The sequence below is a fragment of the Halobacteriovorax sp. GB3 genome (assembly GCF_028649655.1).
In the GTDB taxonomy this organism is placed as follows: Bacteria; Bdellovibrionota; Bacteriovoracia; order Bacteriovoracales; family Bacteriovoracaceae; genus BSW11-IV.
This window is the reverse complement of sequence record NZ_JAQSLN010000005.1, coordinates 95859-116498: the sequence shown is the minus strand read 5'-3', so window position 1 is coordinate 116498 and position 20640 is coordinate 95859. Positions and strand designations below refer to the sequence as shown.

At 34.8% G+C, this 20640-nt stretch carries 20 protein-coding genes; 19 read left to right on the top strand and 1 reads right to left on the bottom strand.

What is annotated here, in order from left to right:
- The first annotated feature begins 40 nt into the window (after positions 1-40).
- The 14 genes from HBN50_RS16015 (at position 41) to HBN50_RS15950 (ending at position 15586) form a co-directional block, all read left to right on the top strand.
- Entirely contained in the window at positions 41-871 is an 831-nt protein-coding gene (locus HBN50_RS16015) for a hypothetical protein (protein ID WP_273871721.1), read from the top strand.
- The gene (locus HBN50_RS16010) at positions 872-2074 is read left to right on the top strand and encodes a class I SAM-dependent rRNA methyltransferase (protein WP_273871720.1); all 1203 of its coding nucleotides are present in this window, start codon (positions 872-874) and stop codon (positions 2072-2074) included. It begins immediately after the preceding gene.
- On the top strand, positions 2074-3024 hold the full coding sequence (locus tag HBN50_RS16005) for an AAA family ATPase (protein WP_273871718.1): 951 nt from the start codon (positions 2074-2076) through the stop codon (positions 3022-3024). Before HBN50_RS16010 ends, HBN50_RS16005 begins: the two co-directional genes overlap by 1 nt.
- A gap of 80 nt (positions 3025-3104) precedes the next feature.
- Positions 3105-3872, top strand: coding sequence for a DUF58 domain-containing protein (locus HBN50_RS16000; protein WP_273871717.1), 768 nt, complete (start codon positions 3105-3107; stop codon positions 3870-3872).
- On the top strand, positions 3869-4627 hold the full coding sequence (locus HBN50_RS15995; protein WP_273871715.1) for a hypothetical protein: 759 nt from the start codon (positions 3869-3871) through the stop codon (positions 4625-4627). Before HBN50_RS16000 ends, HBN50_RS15995 begins: the two co-directional genes overlap by 4 nt.
- Positions 4624-5610, top strand: a complete 987-nt coding sequence (locus HBN50_RS15990; RefSeq protein ID WP_273871713.1) for a VWA domain-containing protein — start codon at positions 4624-4626, stop codon at positions 5608-5610. Before HBN50_RS15995 ends, HBN50_RS15990 begins: the two co-directional genes overlap by 4 nt.
- A complete protein-coding gene (locus HBN50_RS15985; RefSeq protein WP_273871712.1) occupies positions 5607-7469 on the top strand; it encodes a vWA domain-containing protein in 1863 nt (620 codons plus the stop codon). Before HBN50_RS15990 ends, HBN50_RS15985 begins: the two co-directional genes overlap by 4 nt.
- Position 7470: 1 nt before the next feature.
- Complete coding sequence (locus HBN50_RS15980; RefSeq protein ID WP_273871711.1) at positions 7471-9129, top strand: BatD family protein; 1659 nt, start codon at positions 7471-7473, stop codon at positions 9127-9129.
- On the top strand, positions 9126-10055 hold the full coding sequence (locus HBN50_RS15975) for a bifunctional riboflavin kinase/FAD synthetase (protein WP_273871709.1): 930 nt from the start codon (positions 9126-9128) through the stop codon (positions 10053-10055). The genes HBN50_RS15980 and HBN50_RS15975 overlap by 4 nt, the downstream gene beginning before the upstream one ends.
- On the top strand, positions 10048-10722 hold the full coding sequence (locus HBN50_RS15970) for a hypothetical protein (RefSeq protein WP_273871708.1): 675 nt from the start codon (positions 10048-10050) through the stop codon (positions 10720-10722). The genes HBN50_RS15975 and HBN50_RS15970 overlap by 8 nt, the downstream gene beginning before the upstream one ends.
- A gap of 83 nt (positions 10723-10805) precedes the next feature.
- Positions 10806-12482 (top strand): GspE/PulE family protein, encoded by a 1677-nt coding sequence (locus HBN50_RS15965; RefSeq protein WP_273871706.1) that lies wholly within the window; start codon positions 10806-10808, stop codon positions 12480-12482.
- An 11-nt stretch (positions 12483-12493) separates the two neighbouring features.
- Positions 12494-13621 (top strand): type IV pilus twitching motility protein PilT, encoded by a 1128-nt coding sequence (locus tag HBN50_RS15960; RefSeq protein WP_273871703.1) that lies wholly within the window; start codon positions 12494-12496, stop codon positions 13619-13621.
- Positions 13621-14838, top strand: a complete 1218-nt coding sequence (locus HBN50_RS15955) for a type II secretion system F family protein (RefSeq protein WP_273871702.1) — start codon at positions 13621-13623, stop codon at positions 14836-14838. The genes HBN50_RS15960 and HBN50_RS15955 overlap by 1 nt, the downstream gene beginning before the upstream one ends.
- Before the next feature lie 169 nt (positions 14839-15007).
- The gene (locus HBN50_RS15950; RefSeq protein ID WP_273871701.1) at positions 15008-15586 is read left to right on the top strand and encodes a type IV pilin protein; all 579 of its coding nucleotides are present in this window, start codon (positions 15008-15010) and stop codon (positions 15584-15586) included.
- A gap of 36 nt (positions 15587-15622) precedes the next feature.
- Here the strand turns inward: HBN50_RS15950 and HBN50_RS15945 are convergent, their stop codons facing one another.
- Positions 15623-16225, bottom strand: a complete 603-nt coding sequence (locus HBN50_RS15945; RefSeq protein ID WP_273871700.1) for a hypothetical protein — start codon at positions 16223-16225, stop codon at positions 15623-15625.
- 204 nt (positions 16226-16429) lie between these two features.
- Between HBN50_RS15945 and HBN50_RS15940 the strand changes: the two genes are divergently transcribed.
- The 5 genes from HBN50_RS15940 (at position 16430) to HBN50_RS15920 (ending at position 20639) form a co-directional block, all read left to right on the top strand.
- Positions 16430-17290: an ABC transporter ATP-binding protein gene (locus HBN50_RS15940; RefSeq protein ID WP_273871699.1), complete on the top strand. Its 861-nt coding sequence runs from the start codon at positions 16430-16432 to the stop codon at positions 17288-17290.
- Positions 17290-18057 (top strand): ABC transporter permease, encoded by a 768-nt coding sequence (locus HBN50_RS15935; protein WP_273871698.1) that lies wholly within the window; start codon positions 17290-17292, stop codon positions 18055-18057. The genes HBN50_RS15940 and HBN50_RS15935 overlap by 1 nt, the downstream gene beginning before the upstream one ends.
- Positions 18054-18842, top strand: a complete 789-nt coding sequence (locus tag HBN50_RS15930) for a prepilin peptidase (RefSeq protein ID WP_273871697.1) — start codon at positions 18054-18056, stop codon at positions 18840-18842. Before HBN50_RS15935 ends, HBN50_RS15930 begins: the two co-directional genes overlap by 4 nt.
- Before the next feature lie 79 nt (positions 18843-18921).
- Complete coding sequence (gene pilM, locus HBN50_RS15925; RefSeq protein WP_273871696.1) at positions 18922-20028, top strand: type IV pilus assembly protein PilM; 1107 nt, start codon at positions 18922-18924, stop codon at positions 20026-20028.
- On the top strand, positions 20025-20639 hold the full coding sequence (locus HBN50_RS15920; protein WP_273871695.1) for a PilN domain-containing protein: 615 nt from the start codon (positions 20025-20027) through the stop codon (positions 20637-20639). The genes pilM and HBN50_RS15920 overlap by 4 nt, the downstream gene beginning before the upstream one ends.
- Position 20640 lies beyond the last annotated feature (1 nt).

The window sequence follows — 20640 nt, the reverse complement described above, 5'->3', positions numbered from 1 at the left end:
GAAAAGTAAAATGAGTATAATATATTTAAGAGGTATACTTATGCTTAAGAAACTCATTTCTATTACAGTTCTATTTACTCTCATTTTTTCAGTTCAAGCGAATGAAAAAATAGCGAGAGAAACTATCGATCAATATGATCTTAGAACTTATCATCCAGATAAATTTGCACTCAAAGATCTAACGTTTGAGATACGACAAGAGGGACTAGTTGAATCTCTTAATGAAGGGCGTGCACTTGGAAAACTATCTGATGTCTTTGTTAAAGTTTATTGGTTAACTCCTGGTGAATTAAAGTTAGAGGTAAATGGATTACCAAATGGATTCTATGAACTAAAAAATAGAATTCGCATGGCCGTGGAGCCTTATCTTATTTACGTTATTCCACAAGAACTTCAACCACGAATAAGAGCATATCAGTTGAGTGCTGAAACTGTTGAAGGTAATGTTGAGGTTGGGGGTGTTGATAAAACACAAAAACTTAATTCAAGTAGAATTAAGTTCATCTTTTCAAATGATGGAAGACTAGTGAAGTCTATTTCCTTTTCACCTTCTCTTGTTTCTACAACTGATTTTACATCGACAAAGAAAACGTGGTCACGAAATAAATGGGTACTTGAAAGCCTCGCAAGTGAAACGATTCAAGGGAATCGGCTTGTTAAAGTTGACACTCATATTGATTATGTAAATGAGAGTGGATACGGCTTTCCAAAGAAGATAGAAGTAAACTCTGAAACGATTGCTAAATTCAAAGACAAAAAGAATAAGCTGCAAGAAAAGAGTTTAGGCAAAGGGAAACTTATTTTAAATTTCGATAATTTTCAGGTAAATCAAGGGATTGCTAAAAGAGAATTAATGAAAGGGAAAAACTAAGTGTTGAAAGAAGTTGAATTATCCAAGTCTGGATATAATAAATTAATAAGTGGAGAAAAAGGATTATACCTAAAAGATTTCAATGAAATTGGAAGATCCTTCATTCCTGGGCAATGGATTAAACTCAAAACTAAAGAAGGCTTTTTTGGCTTTATAAATGTTAATATTGATAAAGGTCCTGTTTTTAGATGTGTCGGCCGAAGTGAGAGTCTTCAACAAAATGAAGATGAATTTGCGAAATTTATTATAACTAGAAATATATTATCTGCTCTTGATTATCGAAGTAAGTTTAAACGATTCAGCGAAGGAGCAAGACTTATTTTTGGTGATGAAGATAGCCTTCCCGGTTTAATTGTCGATTCGTATAAAAATATTGTTATTGTCCAAATAAATACAGCTGGAATTGATCGCTATAGGGATCTTGTAAAAGAAGTCTTGGAAGAAAATCTTGATCGTGAGGTGTATTTTTTAGATAACGATGAATATAGAGCAAATGAATTACTTCCTAGATTTAATGAAACACAAATAGATAAAGATATTCTTATTGAAGAGTCTGGAATTAAATATTCCATTCCAGCTTCTCATATGCAGAAAATTGGATATTACTACGATCATAGAGATAATAGAGACAAAATGAAACTACGACTTCTCGACTATAAAGGACAGCTTAAAAAAGGAGTTGATCTCTTTTCTTATGTTGGAAGTTGGGGACTACATGCTCTTAAGGGAAATGTCGAGTATGTTGATTTTGTCGACCAAGCAAATATGAAAGATGTTACAGAACATCATCTAAAATTGAATGGCTTTGAAGGTCAGGGGCAATTTCATCGAAGTGATGTTTTTAAATTCTTATTAGATGCTAAGAGTAGAAATGAAAAATATGATCTTGTTATTTGTGATCCTCCTGCATTTGCTAAAAATGAAAATGCTAAGAAATCAGCTATTAGGGGCTATGACAAGTTATACCAAAATATTTTTGATATAACAGAGAATGAGGGATTACTTGTAGCAGCTTCTTGTACTCACTATATCTCACTTGATGAATTAGATAAGATTGTTCTAAAAGCAGCACAAAAGAAAAATTATAAAGTCTTTGTTCAAGATATAGGGATTCAAGGAAGTGATCACAATCTTGAAACATTAAATAGTAAATCAAATTATATTAAATATATTCTTTATTACGTTAGATATGGAGAAGTCTGATGAATGATATTTTATTAGAGAAAGTTCATAAAACATTAACGAGTGCTAAGTCTGTAATTTTCGGACAAGACGATCTACTCGATTCAATTATAGCTGCTCTTGTATGTGATGGGCATTTGCTCATTGAAGGTATGCCAGGTTTAGGTAAGACGCTTTCAGTTTCAACGATAAGTAAGCTTTGTGATCTTTCGTTCAAAAGAATTCAGTTCACACCTGATCTACTTCCATCGGATCTTGTGGGTACGATGATTTATAGTCAAAAAAGTGAGGAGTTTACAACGAAGTTTGGACCAATCTTTACTCAGATTCTCTTGGCCGATGAGATCAACAGATCACCAGCTAAAGTACAAGCCGCTCTACTAGAAGCAATGGCCGAAAAACAAGTAACGATTGGTGATGATACTCATAAGTTATCTAGACCATTTGTTGTTCTTGCTACACAAAACCCGATTGATCAAGAGGGAACGTATCCACTTCCAGAAGCTCAGATGGATAGATTTATGATGAAAGTCTACGTTGACTATCCAAGCTTTGATGCAGAAAAAGCAATTTTAGATCTTAAAAAAACATATGAAGCTGATATGGAATCTGTTCTAAGTACTGATGATCTGATTTCATTGCAAGAAGTTGTTGATGGAATTTATGTAGACGATAAGATGAAAGATCTTATTGTTCGTATTGTTCAAGCAACAAGGCCAGGTTCAAAGTATTTTAATAAAAAGTATGAAGGTGCTCTCATTGCAGGAGCTTCTCCGCGTGCATGTATCTGGCTTCATAAAATTGGTAAGTTCATGGCCTTCCTTGATGGCAAGGATTATGTTGCACCAGAGCATATCTTGAAGATTGTTAAAAGTGTTCTTGGTCACAGAATTCTACTGAGTTATGAAGCAACGATCGACGATATTAAGGCCGATCAAGTCGCGATGGAGATTGCACAAGGACAGATCTAATGGATATTAACGAGGTTAGGAAAACAGTTGGTAGAATAAAGTCTACTCTGTTTAAAAATTCCAACTCATATTCAATAGGAATGTTGAAGTCCCATTTTAAAGGAACGGGTCTTCAGTTTAAAGAACATCAAGTCTATGTTCCTGGTGATGATGTAAGGTTCATTGATTGGAAAATCTTAGCGAAGACGTCAAATCCTTATGTGAAAACATTTGATGAAGAAAGAAACGTCGAAATTGTCGTCGTTCTTGATATTTCAGCGACAATGTTCTTTGGAGATCGTGGAGTAACAAAATTGCAAGCTGCAATTGAACTTTGTTGTTTACTCTATTTATTGGCCAAAGAAACTAATGATTATGTTCACGTCTTAGTGGTAGGCAATGAATTAGTCGATATTCCAAAGAAAAGTGGTGATTTCGGAATTATTGCTTTGATATCAACTCTTCAAGAAATGGGAGTCTTAGATAGTCAGGGGAAAGTTGATCATCGATACCAAGATCAGATTGCCGATACTGACGATGAATCGAAAAAGTATAAGTCGATTATGAAGCATGTTGGTAAAAAGAGAGAGTTAGTTATTCTCTCCGATTTTAACGGTCTTCTTTCGACAGAGCATTTGAGAAGACTATTGTTTAGAAAGAATGTTCACTGTTTTCAAATTCTATCACTCGTCGATAGGTCTGACTCTTTTCCTTATATGATCAAAGCTGTTCAATCAGAGAATTCTAAAAAGGGAATGTATCAGATTAATTTCAAGAAAAAAGACATGAACGAAACACTTGGAAAGAGAATAAAGCAGCTAAATGTTGAAGATAGATATTTAGAAGATTTTATTAAAGAGATGATGTGATGAAGAATATCTTTATTTTTTTCTTATTTTTACTTTGTTTTCAAGTTATGGGCTATGACACAACAGCGGTCCTAACGTTAGAGAAAGAGGAAGTTGAAATTGGAGAAATTGTAAAAGGACGAATGCGAGTCTTTAATATCCAAAAAATGGTAAAGGAAGATTTAAAAAAATTAGAAGGAGAACCTTTTTTAGAATATTTTCGAATCGTTAAAATTGAAGGTCTCGATCAAAATAAGAATAATCCTCAAGTTTGGGATGTCAGTTTTGAAATTACTTACACTAAAACTGTTGGTCTGAGTGATGTACATATCTGGTCATGGAAGGCCTTGAATATCCCTGTCGAATTCAAGGGGTTTAAGCTCGAAAAGGGTGAACAAATTCAGCAGAAGGTTGTTGTCTTGGATACAGATATTACTGACGGCAGTGATCTTGAAAAAATATTGCTAGCAGGTCTTTTACTTTTGATTGCTATTGGAGTGATACTTTACTTTTTTGTGATACGTAAGGGCAAACAAAAGGGGGAAGAAGAAAATTGGAAAAAGATTTTTACGGATTTGAATACGCGAGAAGAATTTGAATCAATCTACAGATTAAAAGATAAGTGGGGAAAACTAATTCCTAACGATACACCTTGTAAACTTCGATTTATTGAAGCTCTGAATGCTTGTCAGTACAAGAGAGAATGGGATGATATTGAGCTCCATCAAGTTCAAGATGCTTATGATGAATTGAAGACAGTAATAGAGAAATTATGATAGCAGGATTACAACTAAAAGAACCAATGTTTCTTATATTTGGAATAGTTGGTTTTATATTTTGGCTTATCAGCTTACTTAAACCATTTAAGAAGCCTGAGTTGCGTCTACCTAATAAGTATTTACGTTCAGGGAATTTTTTTAAAACATGGACAGTTATCCTTCTGGCTTTCTTTGCTTGGATTGCACTAGGGATTTCGGGGACTATTCCAAGAAAACCTGCTGGATTTGCGAAAAATAATACAGAAGTTAATGACATTTTCTTTGTTGTCGACGTTTCTAGATCCATGCTTGCAGAGGATTTTCAGCCAAATCGATTAGAAGCGGCTAAAAAGAAGATATACGAATTCATAAAAATGGTTCCAACAGATAGAATTGGAATCATTATGTTTTCAGAAAGGGCGTTCACACTCCTTCCTCTAACCACTGACTTGAAATTGATAGAAAGGGTTATTGATGAAATTCGAATCGGTGGATTATTAGGCGGTGGAACAAATATTGGAGATGCTCTTGCTCTAGCTGTTGCAAGAGGAGCAAAGTCACTTACTAACAAGAAGACAATTATTCTATTGACTGACGGTGTAAGCCAGGTTGGTTATATGACTCCTTTACAAGCTGCTGAAGAGGCTAAGAATCAAGGAATTAAAGTTTATACAATTGGAATCGGTGGCTCTGAAGATGCACAAATGCCAATAAGTAATACTTTTGGAATTAAGAGATATCAAAAGATTCCAGGTGGAAGTGTTGATTTTGAAACTCTTCAAAAGATTGCTGAAATTACAGGAGGAAAGGACTTCATTGCTGGTAACTCTGAAGCTCTTCGCGAAGTACTCGCGGAAATTGAAAAACTTGAAAGAAAGAAAATCGAAATAAGCGCAAAGATTATTTATAGTTATCATCATTATCAATTTTTGATCTTTGGTTCTGTGTTGTTGGTTATTGTTGAGATTCTTAGAAGATATTGGTTGAAGGAGGCAGAATGAATTTTGAAAAAATATCGATGTTGCCTGCCATGCTAGTTGTTCTGATTCTGTTTTCATTTCTTGTTCTCAGATATCGTTCAAATTTTTATAATCTAACGAAGCGCTTTTTCTTCAGAAAGTCCTCAAAGATTAACAATCTATCTTTCATATTCTTTATTATATCTTTTCTTTTTCTAGGGGGAGCGACTCTAGATCTCAGAGGAAAACCGATAAAAATCGAAAGTGATATTCCTGATCAGAAGACGATCGTTCTCATTGATGCTTCAGCGAGTATGCTTGTTGAAGATGTGAGACCGAATAGATTTCAAAAAGCCTTATTAATGGCAAGGCACTTCGTAAAAAATGCTGCTGGTCATCAGATTTCAGTCGTCTTATTTTCTGACTCTCAGACTAAGCTTATCCCTTTCACTGATGATATTGACTTACTTGATGCAAAAATTGGTGGACTAGAAGACATCGATTTAAGTAGAGGAGGTTCTAATATCTCTTTAGCGATAAATGAATCTCTTCAATACTTCAAAGAGGAAGAATCAAGTACGGAAATTTCACAGGGAAATCTCCTTATCTTTACTGATAGTGAAGAACATGAAGATGCTATGCAAATCCAGATTCCTTCAACTGTGAATGTCGCTTTTGTTGGAGTTGGAACTGTAAAGGGTGGCCCAATTCCTATACGAGCTAGAACAGGTGGTTTTCAAAAATATAAAGAATTCAATGGTAAGAGAGTAATTTCGAAATTAAATGAAAGCATGTTGAGTTCGTTAGAAGGAAAGATAGAAAATTATAAGTACTGGGTTGTTCAATCTTATAATATTCCTACTGAAGAAGTACTAAGTTTTTTTAGACAAAAATTTACAAGTAAGCTCTCAAAGGGAAGTTCAATTGTTAAACCTGTTGAAATACAAAAAATGTTAATTCCATTTTTCGTTTTCTTTATTGTTTCAACTATCCTTAGGCAATTTAAATCTTTAAGACATGTAGCATTTATTGCTTTCTTTCTATTTAGTTACCAAAACAACGTTAAAGCGAATGAGGAAAAATCAGCTGAAGAAATACAAGCTGAAAAAATGAAACAAGTAGAAGCGATAAAAAACAAAATTAAAGATGGAGATACACGAGACAAGAGATTTTTTGAACTCGCGGGTGAATATCTAAAAATTGATAAACCCGAAGAGGCGTTAAAAATATATGAAGAACGAGCCACTGATCTTAATAGTATGGATGCGAATGATGCCATAAATTATGGTACATCACTTCTTTTAAATAAAAGAACTAAAGATGGTCTTAGTTTATTTAGATATATCGAAAAAAATGACAAGCTTAATGATGAACAAAAAGAAATTGTAAAAAAGAATATCTATAGCGCTTTAAAAGAAATTGAGCAAAAGAAGAAGCAAGAGCAAAAACAAAAAGAGCAAGAAGAGAAAGACAAAAAAGATAATAAAGACAAGAAAGATAAAAACGACAAAAAAGATCAGGGTGAAGACGAGAAAAAAGACAGCAAAGAAGACCAGAAAGATAGCAAGGGAAAAGGTCAGTCTAATAGTCAAAGTAATAAACAGAAAAGGCCCAACGAGAATAATGATCCTAAAGATGATCAACAAAATAAAGAAAAGAAGAAAGATAAGAAAAAAGAAGAAAAGAAAGATCAAAGAGATAAGGGCGAAGAAAAACGGCCCGAAAAGTCAAAACCTAAGAGTGTAGACGAAAAAGAAGAAGAAATTAAAAAGAAAAGAAAAATGGTTAAGCTACCTGCTAAGTTGAAGCAGGTCTTAAATAACGATAGAAATTTACAAAAACGAGTATTGGAAAGAATAAGAAATTCCCAATCTCAGCAAAGAAATAGAAAGGACTGGTAGAATGAGAACATTAGTAGCTCTAACATGCCTCTTATTTTCAATGACATCTTTGGCCGATAGGCTAAATGTTGCTGTTACACCAAATAATCCGGTAGTTAATGAAAGCTTTTCAGCAATCTTTGAAATTGAAACTAACTCCGATGAAGAACCCTATATTTCATTTGACCCAGGGAGGGCCCGTGTTACGGGGCGAACAGAAGCTGGAAGAATGATGTCAACTTCGTTAATTAATGGAAAGTTATATGCTAAGAAAAGTGTGACTTATCGATTCGATCTTGTCGCAGAAAGAGCAGGGCGTATAAGGTTAAGCGATATTAAAGTTGAACTAGGGGACAAGACATTAACTCATAAAGATATTTCAATTACAGTATTACGAGAGCCAAAAGAAGCACCTGAAGTATTCGTTAAAGCTGTTCCTAGTAAAGATACTGTTTATGTCGGTGAAGGATTTAATGTCGATTATTATGTCTACTTTAGAACGAATGTTATTTCGATAGACGTTAAAGAATTTCCAAAATTTCGAAAATTTGTAAAGCGATTTCACCTTCCTAATGAGTCTGTCGAATCAGTTGAATATGATGGGAAAGTGTATAGAAGGATAAAAAAGTACTCAGCGCGTCTTTTCGCTGAAAAACCAGGCGAAGCTAAGATAGGGCAATTAAAACTAGAAGTTCGCTACAATAAAAGCACAGGAAGGAACGCTTTTTCTAATAGTCCTTTTGGATTAAGTATTCAAAGGAATGTTAGAAAGAAGACTATTCGAAACGAACAACAAGTTATTCAAGTACTAGCATTACCAGCAGACAATGTTCCTCAAACTTTTACAGGACTAGTTGGAAAATATGATTTCAAGTTAACTGTTCCACGAAATAAATTTCTTGTTAATGAGGCAATTGAGGCAAAGTTAGAAGTTATTGGTGACGGTGCTCTGGAAGGTTATGATGCACCAAAGATATATAAACATGAATTTTTAGAAGAGTTTGATACAAAAACTGAGGTTCAAGAATTAAATAATCAAATGGCCAAGAAAATCTTTGATTATACTTTCTTAGCTAGAGATTCTCTTCTTATACCGCCAAGTAAAAGAATCCTTCATTTCTTTGACCCAGAAAGAAAAGAATATGTTGGAGTTGAAATTGATATACCAGGAATAACTGTAGGTGGAACTTCTACGGCAGGAGTTAAAAATTCTGGTACTAAAGCAATTTCTAAAAAAGAACCAACAATATCTGTAGAGTCAAAAGTTAAGGGAAAACTTATCGGTCCGACCTTTGTTGTAAAAGATGAGCCAGTTAATATTAGTGAGTATCTAGTTGAGCTTAACATCGCCCTCGCAGCGAGTATTGTTCTGATACTTTTAAGTTTTACATCATTTAAAAAGGGTGGATCAAATAGTGATCAAATTCTTAAGCTTAAGAAGATTCGTTCTGGAAAATTTTCTCACCATGATTTGTTTAGTGTTCTTAATGATCTAAGTAACGGTGAAGGTGTCCTAGAAAAAATTGAAAGCTCCAATCTGGATAGCGAAGCGAAGAAGTATTTTAAAAGTCTATATGAAGTAGTAGAAAGAGAGTCATATAAAAATCAAAAAAGTGTTATAAATAAAAAAACACAAAAGAAACATATCACGGCTCTTGAAAAAGAATTGAGAAACGTATGAAGATAGTAAAAAACTTAAGTGCATTGAATGAAGAAAAAGAAAAGTTCGCTGTAACCATTGGTAACTTTGATGGAGTTCATTTGGGACACCAGTCTATATTGAAGCAAATTAAAGCTGATTGTGAAAAAAATGATCTTAAGTTAGTTGTTGTTACTTTTGAACCTCATCCAATTCAAATTTTAAGGCCAAGAAATCATTTTCTAATAAATTCTTATGTTGAAAAGAGAGATCTACTTAAGCATGTTGGTATCGAATATCTTTGTGAAATCGAATTTACTCGCGATGTCTCGACTATGTCTCCAGGGGATTTTCTTGATGACTTTATTTTATCTTGTGGCAATGTCGAAAAACTATACTTAGGTCATGACTTTGCTTTTGGTGCAAATAAGTCGGGAAACCATGAGTTTGTGCAAGAATATTGTAAACCGAAAAATATTGAAATAGTTCTCTTAGAAGAGTTTTTACTTCGCAAACATTGTGTCTCTTCAACTGAAATACGTGAGAATATCAACATCGGAAATATAGAAAAGGCCAATGAAATGCTTGGGCGCGACTTTTATATCTCTGGTCGCGTGGTTCGTGGAGAAGGAAGAGGTCGTAAGATCGGATTTCCTACGGCCAACATGCAATTTCTAGCAGAGCGAATTGCGCCAGGTAAGGGCGTTTACATAAGTCGAGCAACTCTTGGCGATCAAGTGTGGAATTCTATCACAAATGTCGGAAGCAATCCTACATTTAACACAGGCAATGATTTATTTGTTGAAACTCACATCATTGATTTCGAAGATAATATTTATGGGAACGAAATCAGAATCGAATTCATTAAAAAAGTAAGAGATGAAGTAAAGTTCAATTCAGTGAATGATTTAATTGATCAAATTAAAAATGATGTTGAAGTCGCTAGGGACTTTTTTAAAAATGCCTAAAACAAAGCTAGCACTTCTTGGTAAAAATATCTCTCATTCAAAGTCTCAAGAGATGTATGAAAGTCTTTTAGGTCGAAATATCGACTATGAACTCGTCGACATCAGTGATGAAGCCATTGTTCCAAGTTTACAAGAATTATTCTCTGTTAATGAGGGGCTTAGTATAACAGCTCCATATAAGAAGTTTTTTCTCGATGAAGTAGTCATGGATGAAGAAACTCAAAGATTAAATGCTATTAACTGTATCAAAAAAGATGGAAATCAATTTTTTGGTTTTAATACTGATTACTTAGCTCTGAATTACATCATTCAAAATCAGTTTAGTAAGATGAGGAATGTTTATATTTTAGGAGATGGGTCCATGGCCCATGTACTAATTTGTTTACTTAATAAGTTGGCCATACCTTTTGAGCAGTTCTCAAGAAAAAATGGAGACTGCCTAGAAAAATTGGATCTATCGCAGTTAAGCAAACAAACATTAGTTGTAAATACATGTTCACGATCATTTATTTTCAATGGAAAGATCTCTAAAGAAGTCACTTTCTTTGACCTAAACTACAATTTTGAAGAACACGATCATCTTACTCAAGTATCCAATTATATTGATGGTCTTGAGATGCTCAAGCTACAAGCTAAATTTGCTTTAGAAATTTGGTCAATCGAATAAGATTTGACGACTTTGCCTACCTAAATAAGTACCCAAAAATCCGTTAGAATAAGTACTAACGAATTGATTTAAGAAGGTACTTAATGTTTAGAAAAGAGTTCGCTGACGTTATTGGTAAAACCGGTATGGTTCCTTTAAAGGACTTACGCCCTTTAATGTTGAATAAGGAAGAGAACAAAATTTCTGAATTTGATTTAATGAAGTTCGATTTCTTTGATGATGTTAAATTTGCCAAACAGCTTTCTGAAAAATATGGATTAACATTTATCGACCTCTCAAAGGCAAAGGTACAAGACAAGTATCTAAAGCTTATTAAGAAAGCTGATATCGTTAAGTATAGAGCTCTTCCAATTCAAAAGTCCTCAAAGTCTGTTACTGTCGCAATCTTTGATCCTTCAATTCTTGAAAAGAGATCCGATCTTGTTACTTTATTTCAATATAATGTCGAATTCATTCTTACAAATATTTCAGCATGGGCGAAAATATTTGACCGTGTTACTGAAACTGTTGATGAATTATTAGAGACGGTGCGTGAAGTAAAGGCCAATAATGCTGATGATCAAGTTGAGGTAAAAGAAGAAGATATCGGTGATGATGTTATTCGTTACGTGAATAGGATTCTTGCTGATGCATTTATAAGAAAAGCATCTGATATTCATATTGAACCATATGAGCATAACTTTAGAGTTCGTTTTAGAATAGATGGAACCCTCGTTGAAGTAATTAAGCCGCCTCGAGCATTGATGCTTCCAATTATTTCTCGTCTAAAAATTATGGCCCAGTTAGATATCTCTGAGAGAAGAAAGCCTCAAGATGGAAGGATTAAACTCTCTGTTGGAGGAAGGCCAATCGATTACAGGGTTTCCTCGTTACCAACACTCTTTGGAGAGAAGGTCGTTCTTCGACTTCTCGATCAATCAAATCTCCAACTCGATATGACAAAGCTTGGCTTTGAACCAAAGCAATTAGAAGTCTTTAGAGAAGGGATTTATCAACCATATGGAATGTGTCTTGTAACAGGGCCAACAGGTTCAGGAAAGACAACGACACTTTACTCTGCACTTTCAGATCTTAATAAATCTGACACAAATATCTCAACTGCTGAAGACCCTGTTGAATTTAACTTAGAGGGGATCAATCAAGTTAACGTTAAAAAAGAAATTGGTCTGGACTTTTCAATAGCTTTGAAGGCCTTTCTAAGACAAGACCCTGATATTATCATGGTTGGGGAGATCCGAGATTTAGAAGTTGGTGAAACTGCCGTTGAAGCAGCCCTTACCGGTCACCTTGTCCTTTCAACACTCCATACAAACGATGCCCCTTCAACTGTTACAAGACTTCTAAATATGGGAATTGAACCTTTCCTTGTCGTTGGTTCTTTAAATGTTGTTGTTGCTCAAAGGCTTTGTCGAAGAATTTGTAGCAATTGCAAAGTGGAAGATAAGGATGTCACTGTTGAAGAAATCATAAGTTGTGGTGTCGCCCCTTCAAGCGCTCCTAATATGAAAGTTTATAAAGGCAAAGGCTGTGAAATTTGCGGAAACTCTGGCTATAAGGGCCGAGTCGCAATTTACGAAGTCATGGCCCTGACTCCTGGAGTAAAAGAACTAATTCTTAAAAATGCTTCAGCAGATGATCTAAAAAAACAAGCAATCAAAGACGGTATGAAAACATTGAGAATGTCGGCCCTAACCAAAGTGGCGATGGGTGATACAACGTTAAGTGAAGCATTAACAAATTCAAGTGCAGATAAATTTTAAGAGGGAATAATATGTCTGATAATACAATTACTAGAACCAAATATGATACGACAAATGATACGTTAAAGGTTCAGCAGCTATTTAAATTAATGGTTGAAAGTGGTGGTTCCGATCTTCACTTAACAGTAGGAACATCCCCAGGTCTTAGAGTAAATGGGGAAATTGTAAGAGTTAAAATCCCACCTCTTAGTGCACAAGATTCTAAAAGACTTGTTTATCAGATATTAACTGATGAGCAGAAAAATGACTTTGAGAAAAACTTAGAATTAGACTTCTCATTTGGAATTAAGGGTCTTGCTCGTTTTAGGGCAAATATTTTTTATTCTAAAGGTGGTGTTGCCGCTGTATTTCGTCTAATTCCAAGTATCATTCCAGACTTTAAACAACTGAACTTACCTAATGTTCTTCTAGAGATGACAGACATTTCAAATGGACTAATTCTTGTTACAGGGCCAACTGGTTCAGGTAAGTCGACAACGCTAGCCGCTCTCATCGATAGATTAAATAGTGTTGAGGCAGGCCATATTATTACACTTGAGGACCCTGTTGAATTCGTTCACAACCATAAAAGTTGTATCGTTAATCAGAGAGAAATTGGTAGAGACTCACTTACGTTTAAAAATGCTATTAAGTCACTCCTAAGACAGGACCCTGATATCGTTCTGGTTGGAGAGCTTCGAGATCCAGAAACAATTGAAGCCGCACTAACAATTGCTGAAACAGGTCACTTGGTGTTTGGAACATTACACACCAACTCTACTGTTCAGACAATTAACAGGATTATCAACGTTTTCCCTTCTGATCAGCAAGGTCAGATTAGAACACTACTATCATTCGTTTTACAAGGGGTTGTCTCTCAGCAGCTAATTCCAAAGTCTTTTGAAGGTGGACGTGTTTGTGCGCAGGAAATCTTGCGACCAACTCCAGCCATTAGAAACCTTATTCGTGAAGATAAAATTCACCAAGTTTATTCGCAAATGCAAGTAGGTCAAGATCAAACGGGAATGGTAACAATGAACCAATCTTTAAAGAAGTTTGTTGATAGAGGACTTATTGATGCTGAAGCGGCTCTAACGTATTCGACTAACCCTGAAGAACTTAATTCTCAATTAGGATTGAAAGGGAGAGGTAGGTCGTAATGGCTAATTGGCGCTACGAAGGATTAAGCAAAGATGGCAAGCGCCTAGAGGGGGCGGTCGATGCAAAAAATGAAAGAGAAGCGAGAAGGATCTTAAGAGCTCAGGGAATCAGGATTAAAAAAATTACCCCACCGTCGTTATTAGAATTTGATATTGGTGAGTGGATGGAAGAAAAAGGTTTTGCTAAGCCTTTTGGAATGACTGAGTTAAAGAACTTTACAAAGCAGCTCTCTATTATGATTTCTGCCGGGGTTCCAATTCTTCATGGACTTGAAATTCTTTATAAGTCGGAGAAGAATCCATCGCTAAAAAGAGCAATTAAAGAAGTCGCTAGAGAAGTTGGCGAAGGTAAGACGATTTCTGAAGCACTCGAAAAGCAGCAAGGTTTTGATAAATTATATTGCAGTCTTATTAAGGCCGGTGAGACGGGAGGTATTCTCGACTCTATTCTAGATAAACTAGCTGAGCACATGGAGAAGCAGCAAAAGACCATTGCTCAGATTAAGTCAGCTTTGACTTATCCAGTTATTGTTTCACTTGTTGGAACAGGTGTAATTTGGGCGATGCTTGTTTTTGTTGTTCCACAATTTACAAGTATGCTAACGGATACAGGACAAGAGATTCCTGGAATTACTAAATTTGTTATTGGTGCCTCTGATTTTTTAGGGGACTATGCCATATTCACATTCATTGGTGCATTCGTGGCCTTCGCTGCTTTAAAAAATTATATAAAAACTCCTTCCGGAAAATTGATCTATGACAAAATCTCTATGAAGATGCCCGTCTTTGGCGGAATTGTTATCAAGGGGAACCTAGGATCATTTTCTAGAACATTATCGACGATGCTCTCTTCTGGTGTCTCTCTTGTTGATGCACTAGATATTTGTATTGAAACAATTGATAATTTAGTTATCACAAGTGATCTCAAGAAAGTTAAAAAGAAGGTTGTTGAAGGGAAAACCCTTTCAGAGCCCTTAATGAAAATAGACTATTTCCCAGACATGGTAACTCAGATGATTAAAGTAGGTGAGCAAACGGGTGCCGTTGACCAAATGCTTTTAAAAGTTGCGCAAGTTTTTGAAGATGAAGTGAATGACTTGGTTGGGCAAATGACGAAGATGTTTGAGCCAATCATTATTGTCGTTTTAGGTGGGATTATTGCCGGTATCCTCGTTGCCATGTACTTACCGATGTTCATGAGTGCAGGTGGCGCGTAAGTGTTTGATATTTCGGTGCTAGCTAAAGTTTTACTCTGAAATATCCGATTTAGAATAAACGAATATTGAATTGTGTTAAAATATAAACATTCTTAGTCTGCTTAAGCTCTCTCAATGTGTTTAAGTTAGATAGGAAGCTATTATTATTAGTTTTTTAAGGAGAACTTTTATGAAAAAGAGAAGACTGGAACATGGTTTTACCCTGGTTGAGCTCATGGTTGTTGTTGCCATTATTGGTATTCTTTCAGCTGTAGCAATTCCAAACTTTAAGCGTTATCAATCAAAAGCAAAGACGTCTGAGGCGAAGCTTCAACTTTCTGCTATTTACTCTGCACTTACAGCTCTTCAAGCTGACTATGATGCCTTTGGATCATGTCTTGAAAGTGCTGGATATGTTGCTCCGATTGGAAATTATTATGCAATTGGATTCTCTGCTGAAGCAACAGCTGCAAACCAAATTATCGTAGATAACGGTGGTTCTTGTGTGGCCGGAGCTTATGGATTCCCTGCTAATAAAACTGTTGGTGGTGCGAAAATGGCTATCGCTGACATTAAGAACATCGCGACGACAACTTTAAATAACTCTGGGAACTCAGCACTTGATATCCCTGCAGTTTATGCAAATGGTTCTTATTTCGTAGCTGGTGCAATTGGTGTTATTGATGCCGATTTCAACAAGAACACTTCTGCAAGTAAGTGGGCAATCAACGAAAACAAGACTCTAATGCAAATCAATGCTGGTTTCTAATTAGAATTTATTCTTTGATAAAAAGGAAGGGGCAACTTAGTTTGCCCCTTTTTTATTTCTGTAAGGTTTAAAAGGCTTTGAAGAACTGTAACGACCATTCATATATATATAATCGTTTCCAAAAAAATCTTGTCTCTGGCAAGTCTTATTTGACTCTGAATTAAGGCAGTCTAAATCAATCTCTGCTTTAATTGAATAGAGATCATTAGCAAGTTTCTTTTTGATAGCACTTTCTGATGGTGCATTTCGAAAGGTTTCATAAAGTAGAGTGAAAGCTCCTACGAGATCTCCTGATGATGATTTTAATCTCGCGATCAATGAGGGAATATAACTCGCAGCTCTAGGGTGGTCTTTAATCTTAGTTAAATTCGTGATGGCATTATCTACATCACCTAATTCGTAGTAATAGTGAAATGAGCTGTTAAGAAGAAGATAATAATCATTAGGGAATTGATTAATTCCCTTTTCGTAAATCTTTTTAGCCCCAAGATCGTCATCTTTAATGATTGAAAGGTAAATCCCACCATAAAGATAAGGTTCATAGAATTTTGGTGTTAAATCAGTAATGGTATTAAATCGTAGATACATCCAAGAGAGAAGGTCATTACTTTTATAATGATCAATGTCTGAGTTCATCATTGTTTCTACCCAGAGGATACTGGATAAGAGGCGCTCTTGTCCGAGTGAGAAAATCTTTAGAAAGTCATTATTAAAATTTTGCGCACTATCTTGTTTAGTAATTTCAAGTTTAGGCTTTTTAAAACTACTATTTAAAACAAAAGCGAAATAGAATAATATGAATATAGGTAATAATAAAAAATATTTTTTAAAGTTATACATAATATGATTCATTTTAACGAAGTTCTAAAAACATTCAAATCAGATTTTTGGTCAAAAGAGAAAGTCGTCCTCGATAAGGTCTCTTTTGAAATACCACAAGGGAAGGTTATTGGTTTTCTCGGCGCTAATGGAGCAGGGAAAACTACATCTATCAAAATCTTAATGGATTTTATTAAACCTAAATCTGGTACAGTGGTTTTCTCAAAAGAGCTAGGAAACAACGACCTTGAGATTAAAAAGAATATTGGATATTTACCAGAACACCCATATTTTTATCCTTATTTAACGGGGCGAGAGTTTGCGAAATACCTCTTAGAGTTAAATGGGCTTAAGATAGGTGACTATAATGATCAGTTAATCCGTTGGACAAAGAAATTGCTTATTGATCACGCCCTCGATCAGAAAATCAGAAGTTATTCAAAAGGGATGTTGCAAAGATTAGGTTTTGTTGTCGCCATTTTGCATTCACCAAAATTTCTCGTACTAGATGAGCCACTATCAGGAGTCGATCCAATAGGGCGTTCTGTTATGAAAGATGCAATACGGGAGCTAAATGCAAAAGGGATGACTATCTTTTTTAGTAGCCACATTGTTTCTGACTTAGAAGAGGTTTGTAGCGATGTCATTTTCTTAGAAAGAGGTAAGGTTTTATTTAATGGAAGTAAGGATGAATTACTAAAGAAGGATACTGATCTTCAATATTCGGTGATTCTTCGTGAAAAAGATAAGCTGATTGAAAAAGTATTTAATGAAGAAGATAAGAATATCTTTTTGAAAGAAGCTATTAAAAACAATAAGGCCATCGAAAGAGTCGAGGCAATCGTACCAACTCTAGAAGAAGTTGTTTATAAGTTGAAAAAATAATGAGAGTTATAAGTATCGCCAAGTATACATTCATTGAAGTTTTTAAAAGTCGAATTATCTATAATACTCTTTTCTTGGGAGTGATTCTTCTGATCGCATCATTTATTGCGAGAGAATTTACCTATGGTGTTCCGGAGAGAGTCGCTCTAGACTTTGGTCTTGGCCTTTTGACATTATCAAGTGTTGGTATGGGAATTTTCTTTGGCTCCACGCTTATTTCAAAAGAGATTGAGGGAAGAACAATCTATATGATTTTATCTCGTCCAGTTAAAAGATGGGAATATCTCATTGGTAGAGTCCTAGGGATGATCACAATGCTAATTGTGAATATTTTAATTCTAAGCTTGATGAGTCTCTTTGTTTTTTGGATGAGTTCTGGGAATTTCTTTGATTCACTTATTTACTGGGCGATTCTATTTGCTGTCGTTGAATCGGTAATTATTCTATGTATTAGTGTTCTTTTTTCTATGTTAACAAATGTTACGATGAGCACGGTCTATACTATATTAATCTATATTCTGGGACATAGTCTTACGAATACAACGGCGTTAAACTTTGCAAAAAATAATCCTGTATTTCTCTATCTTCTAAAATTTTATGGAACATTTTTTCCTAATTTTAGTAAGCTTAATATTAAAAACTTTGTCCTTTTCGAGAATCATTTATCTACGAGTTATCTCGTAGGAAGTTTTTCTTATGGAATAATCTATATTGCTGCTATTATGTTGCTTTCTGTTTTCATTCTTAACAAAAAAGATTTAACATGACCGACTTTTTTTTAATTAAAGCTTTCTTCTTTGTGTTTGGTGCAATGATTGGAAGTTTTCTCAATGTACTTATCTACAGAATTCCAAGAGAGCTCGACTTTGTGAGGCCTCGTTCTGCTTGCCCAGGTTGTGGGAAACTAATCTATTGGTATGAAAATGTTCCTATTTTAGGATACTTATTTTTGAGAGGTAAATGTAGTAAATGTCATTGGAAGATACCACTTAGATATCCCTTTGTTGAAGTTGTCACAGGGGTTGCTTCTCTTCTTTTAATGCCATCATCACTGAGTTCAGAAAGCTTGGCCTTTTATGCTTTCTATTTTTCAATCTTCAGTTGTTTTCTCGTTCACTTTATCGTTGATTTAGAATTTAAGATTCTTCCAAATGTTATTAATTTATATCTCCTTGCAACATTCTTAGTGTATGCAATTCTTTTTTCATCTCCATTATTTTGGGGAGCCGGATTACTTGCAGGTTTTGGTGGACCTTTTCTTGTGAGTAGAGGTTTTAAAGCTCTCCGGGGTGAAGAAGGTCTTGGTATGGGGGATGTTAAATTATGGGGTGTCTTAGGGATTCACTTTGGTGTTGTCGGCATTATTCATAATATCTTTTTGAGCTGTATGTTAGGCTCTGTTGTTGGGATTGCTCTTATTGCTTTAAAAATAACAAACCGAAAGACTCAGATACCGTTTGGTCCTTTTATTTTGGTTGTTGCTTTCTTTCAAATCTTTTTTAAAGAAGATTTTTCGAGAATAATGGAAAGTTTATTTCATTTAGGCGTCTAATTTCTTGAAAATAGTTGAATCTATCAGTTATAATTTTGAATAGATAAGCTTAAAGTACTTTAATAGTGGACAAAATAAATTGGATATTCAAAACAAACTAGATTCATTCATTGATGATTTAAAAGATCAGTTGAGCTTTGGTAATAAAACTTTGCTTGGTCTAGATATTGGTCAAAGCGCTATTAAATTTAGCGAAGTCAGTTTTAATGGAAAAGAGTTTAAGTTAGAAAGGTTTTCTAGCTACCCACTTCCGGAAGCATCAATAATTGATGATGAGATTCAAAAAGAAAATGAAATAGTTGCTGCTATTCAAACGGCTTATAAAAAAGGTGGGTTTGAAAGTAAGTATGTCTGCTTAGGAATAAGCGGGGCTAATACGATCGCTAGAAAACTTCAGCTAGCCGGTGGTACAGAAGAAGAAATCGAGGATCAAGTAATTTGGGAAGCTGAACAATACCTTCCTTTTGCTATTGAAGACTGTAATCTCGATTTTTTTAATCTTGGTGAAAACGAAGGTGGTGGTGTTGATGTAATTATCGCTGCTGCTAAGAAAGAAGTCCTTTTAAATTATAAAGATTTGGTTGAAGCGAGCGGTTTGAAGGTCAAGAGAGTAGACTTAAGTCAAATTGCTCTTTGCAATATTTTTGAACTGGCTGTTTATAATAAAATTTCTGAAGATGAAGTGGGTTCTTGGATTGTCATTGATTTAGGGGCACAGAAGACTCAGATTTTAATATTTAAAAATGGTACTCCAATATTCATGAAAGAGATTGATGTTGGTGGATCAATGATTACGGAAGAAATTCAAAGACAATTAGGTGTTAATTACTTTGAAGCTGAAGATCTCAAAATCACAGGGGATGAGAATGGAAATCTACCTGAAGAAATTTTAGAGATTATTGATGATGTTGTAGAAGCTATCTTTGGTGAACTCAAAAAAACAATTGATTTCTATATTAGTTCAACCTCAGATGACAGCTTCCTTGGATGTAGCATTACTGGTGGTAGTTCACTTATTCCTGGATTAGTAGAAGGGATTAAAGCGCTGTTGAATGTTGATGTTGAAGTACTGAATCCATTTGATGGAATTAAATATGATAAGAAGTTCTCTGAAGAAGAGATAAACGACATTGCCTTTAAAGGGTGTGTTGTTTTGGGCTTGGGACTAGGGCAGACTGATAAATGATTTATATTAACCTCATCGCAAAAAAGAAGAAAAAGAGAATTCCTAAAATTTTAGGAATTGAGGTTAGTGAAATCAATTTCAAGATGCTTATCATCGTCTATTTGATATCATTAACACCTGACTATTTTTACTTCCCAAAACTGGAAGAAGAGATTGTCGCTAATGAAGAAAAAGTTCAGCAGCTTCGTAATAAAGAAAGGCAATTAAGAACTTTCCTAAGAAAAAATCAGAATGTTCAAGAAAAGTTATCGGCATATAATGATCAAGTTGAAAAACTGAGACTTCGCTCTGGTCAAGTTGATGCAATTATTAAAAAGAGAACAAATCCGAAGTCATTGCTAGAAAAACTCGCAAGAGGAATACCAAGTGATCTTTGGTTAGATGAGCTAAGAATTACGTCTGATAGAATGTTATATCTCAAAGGTGCTGCCTTAGAATATAAGCATATAGGTGACTTTATTAGTATTACTAATGAATCGCGATTTTACGGTAATTCATTAAACCTTAAAAGTTCTGAGACAAAACCTGAAAGAGTACAGGGAACAGAATTTAGATTTCTCGTATTTGAAATAGAGGGAAATATAGAAACCTTTGATCCTTGGTCTGAATAGT

Coding starts and splice junctions, on each gene's coding strand:
- HBN50_RS16015 (WP_273871721.1), top strand. CDS start 41: ATGCTTAAGAAACTCATTTCTATTACAGTTCTATTTACTCTCATTTTT.
- HBN50_RS16005 (WP_273871718.1), top strand. CDS start 2,074: ATGAATGATATTTTATTAGAGAAAGTTCATAAAACATTAACGAGTGCT.
- HBN50_RS16000 (WP_273871717.1), top strand. CDS start 3,105: ATGTTGAAGTCCCATTTTAAAGGAACGGGTCTTCAGTTTAAAGAACAT.
- HBN50_RS15990 (WP_273871713.1), top strand. CDS start 4,624: ATGATAGCAGGATTACAACTAAAAGAACCAATGTTTCTTATATTTGGA.
- HBN50_RS15985 (WP_273871712.1), top strand. CDS start 5,607: ATGAATTTTGAAAAAATATCGATGTTGCCTGCCATGCTAGTTGTTCTG.
- HBN50_RS15980 (WP_273871711.1), top strand. CDS start 7,471: ATGAGAACATTAGTAGCTCTAACATGCCTCTTATTTTCAATGACATCT.
- HBN50_RS15975 (WP_273871709.1), top strand. CDS start 9,126: ATGAAGATAGTAAAAAACTTAAGTGCATTGAATGAAGAAAAAGAAAAG.
- HBN50_RS15970 (WP_273871708.1), top strand. CDS start 10,048: ATGCCTAAAACAAAGCTAGCACTTCTTGGTAAAAATATCTCTCATTCA.
- HBN50_RS15965 (WP_273871706.1), top strand. CDS start 10,806: ATGTTTAGAAAAGAGTTCGCTGACGTTATTGGTAAAACCGGTATGGTT.
- HBN50_RS15960 (WP_273871703.1), top strand. CDS start 12,494: ATGTCTGATAATACAATTACTAGAACCAAATATGATACGACAAATGAT.
- HBN50_RS15955 (WP_273871702.1), top strand. CDS start 13,621: ATGGCTAATTGGCGCTACGAAGGATTAAGCAAAGATGGCAAGCGCCTA.
- HBN50_RS15950 (WP_273871701.1), top strand. CDS start 15,008: ATGAAAAAGAGAAGACTGGAACATGGTTTTACCCTGGTTGAGCTCATG.
- HBN50_RS15945 (WP_273871700.1), bottom strand. CDS start 16,225: ATGATGAACTCAGACATTGATCATTATAAAAGTAATGACCTTCTCTCT.
- HBN50_RS15940 (WP_273871699.1), top strand. CDS start 16,430: ATGATTCATTTTAACGAAGTTCTAAAAACATTCAAATCAGATTTTTGG.
- HBN50_RS15935 (WP_273871698.1), top strand. CDS start 17,290: ATGAGAGTTATAAGTATCGCCAAGTATACATTCATTGAAGTTTTTAAA.
- HBN50_RS15930 (WP_273871697.1), top strand. CDS start 18,054: ATGACCGACTTTTTTTTAATTAAAGCTTTCTTCTTTGTGTTTGGTGCA.
- HBN50_RS15920 (WP_273871695.1), top strand. CDS start 20,025: ATGATTTATATTAACCTCATCGCAAAAAAGAAGAAAAAGAGAATTCCT.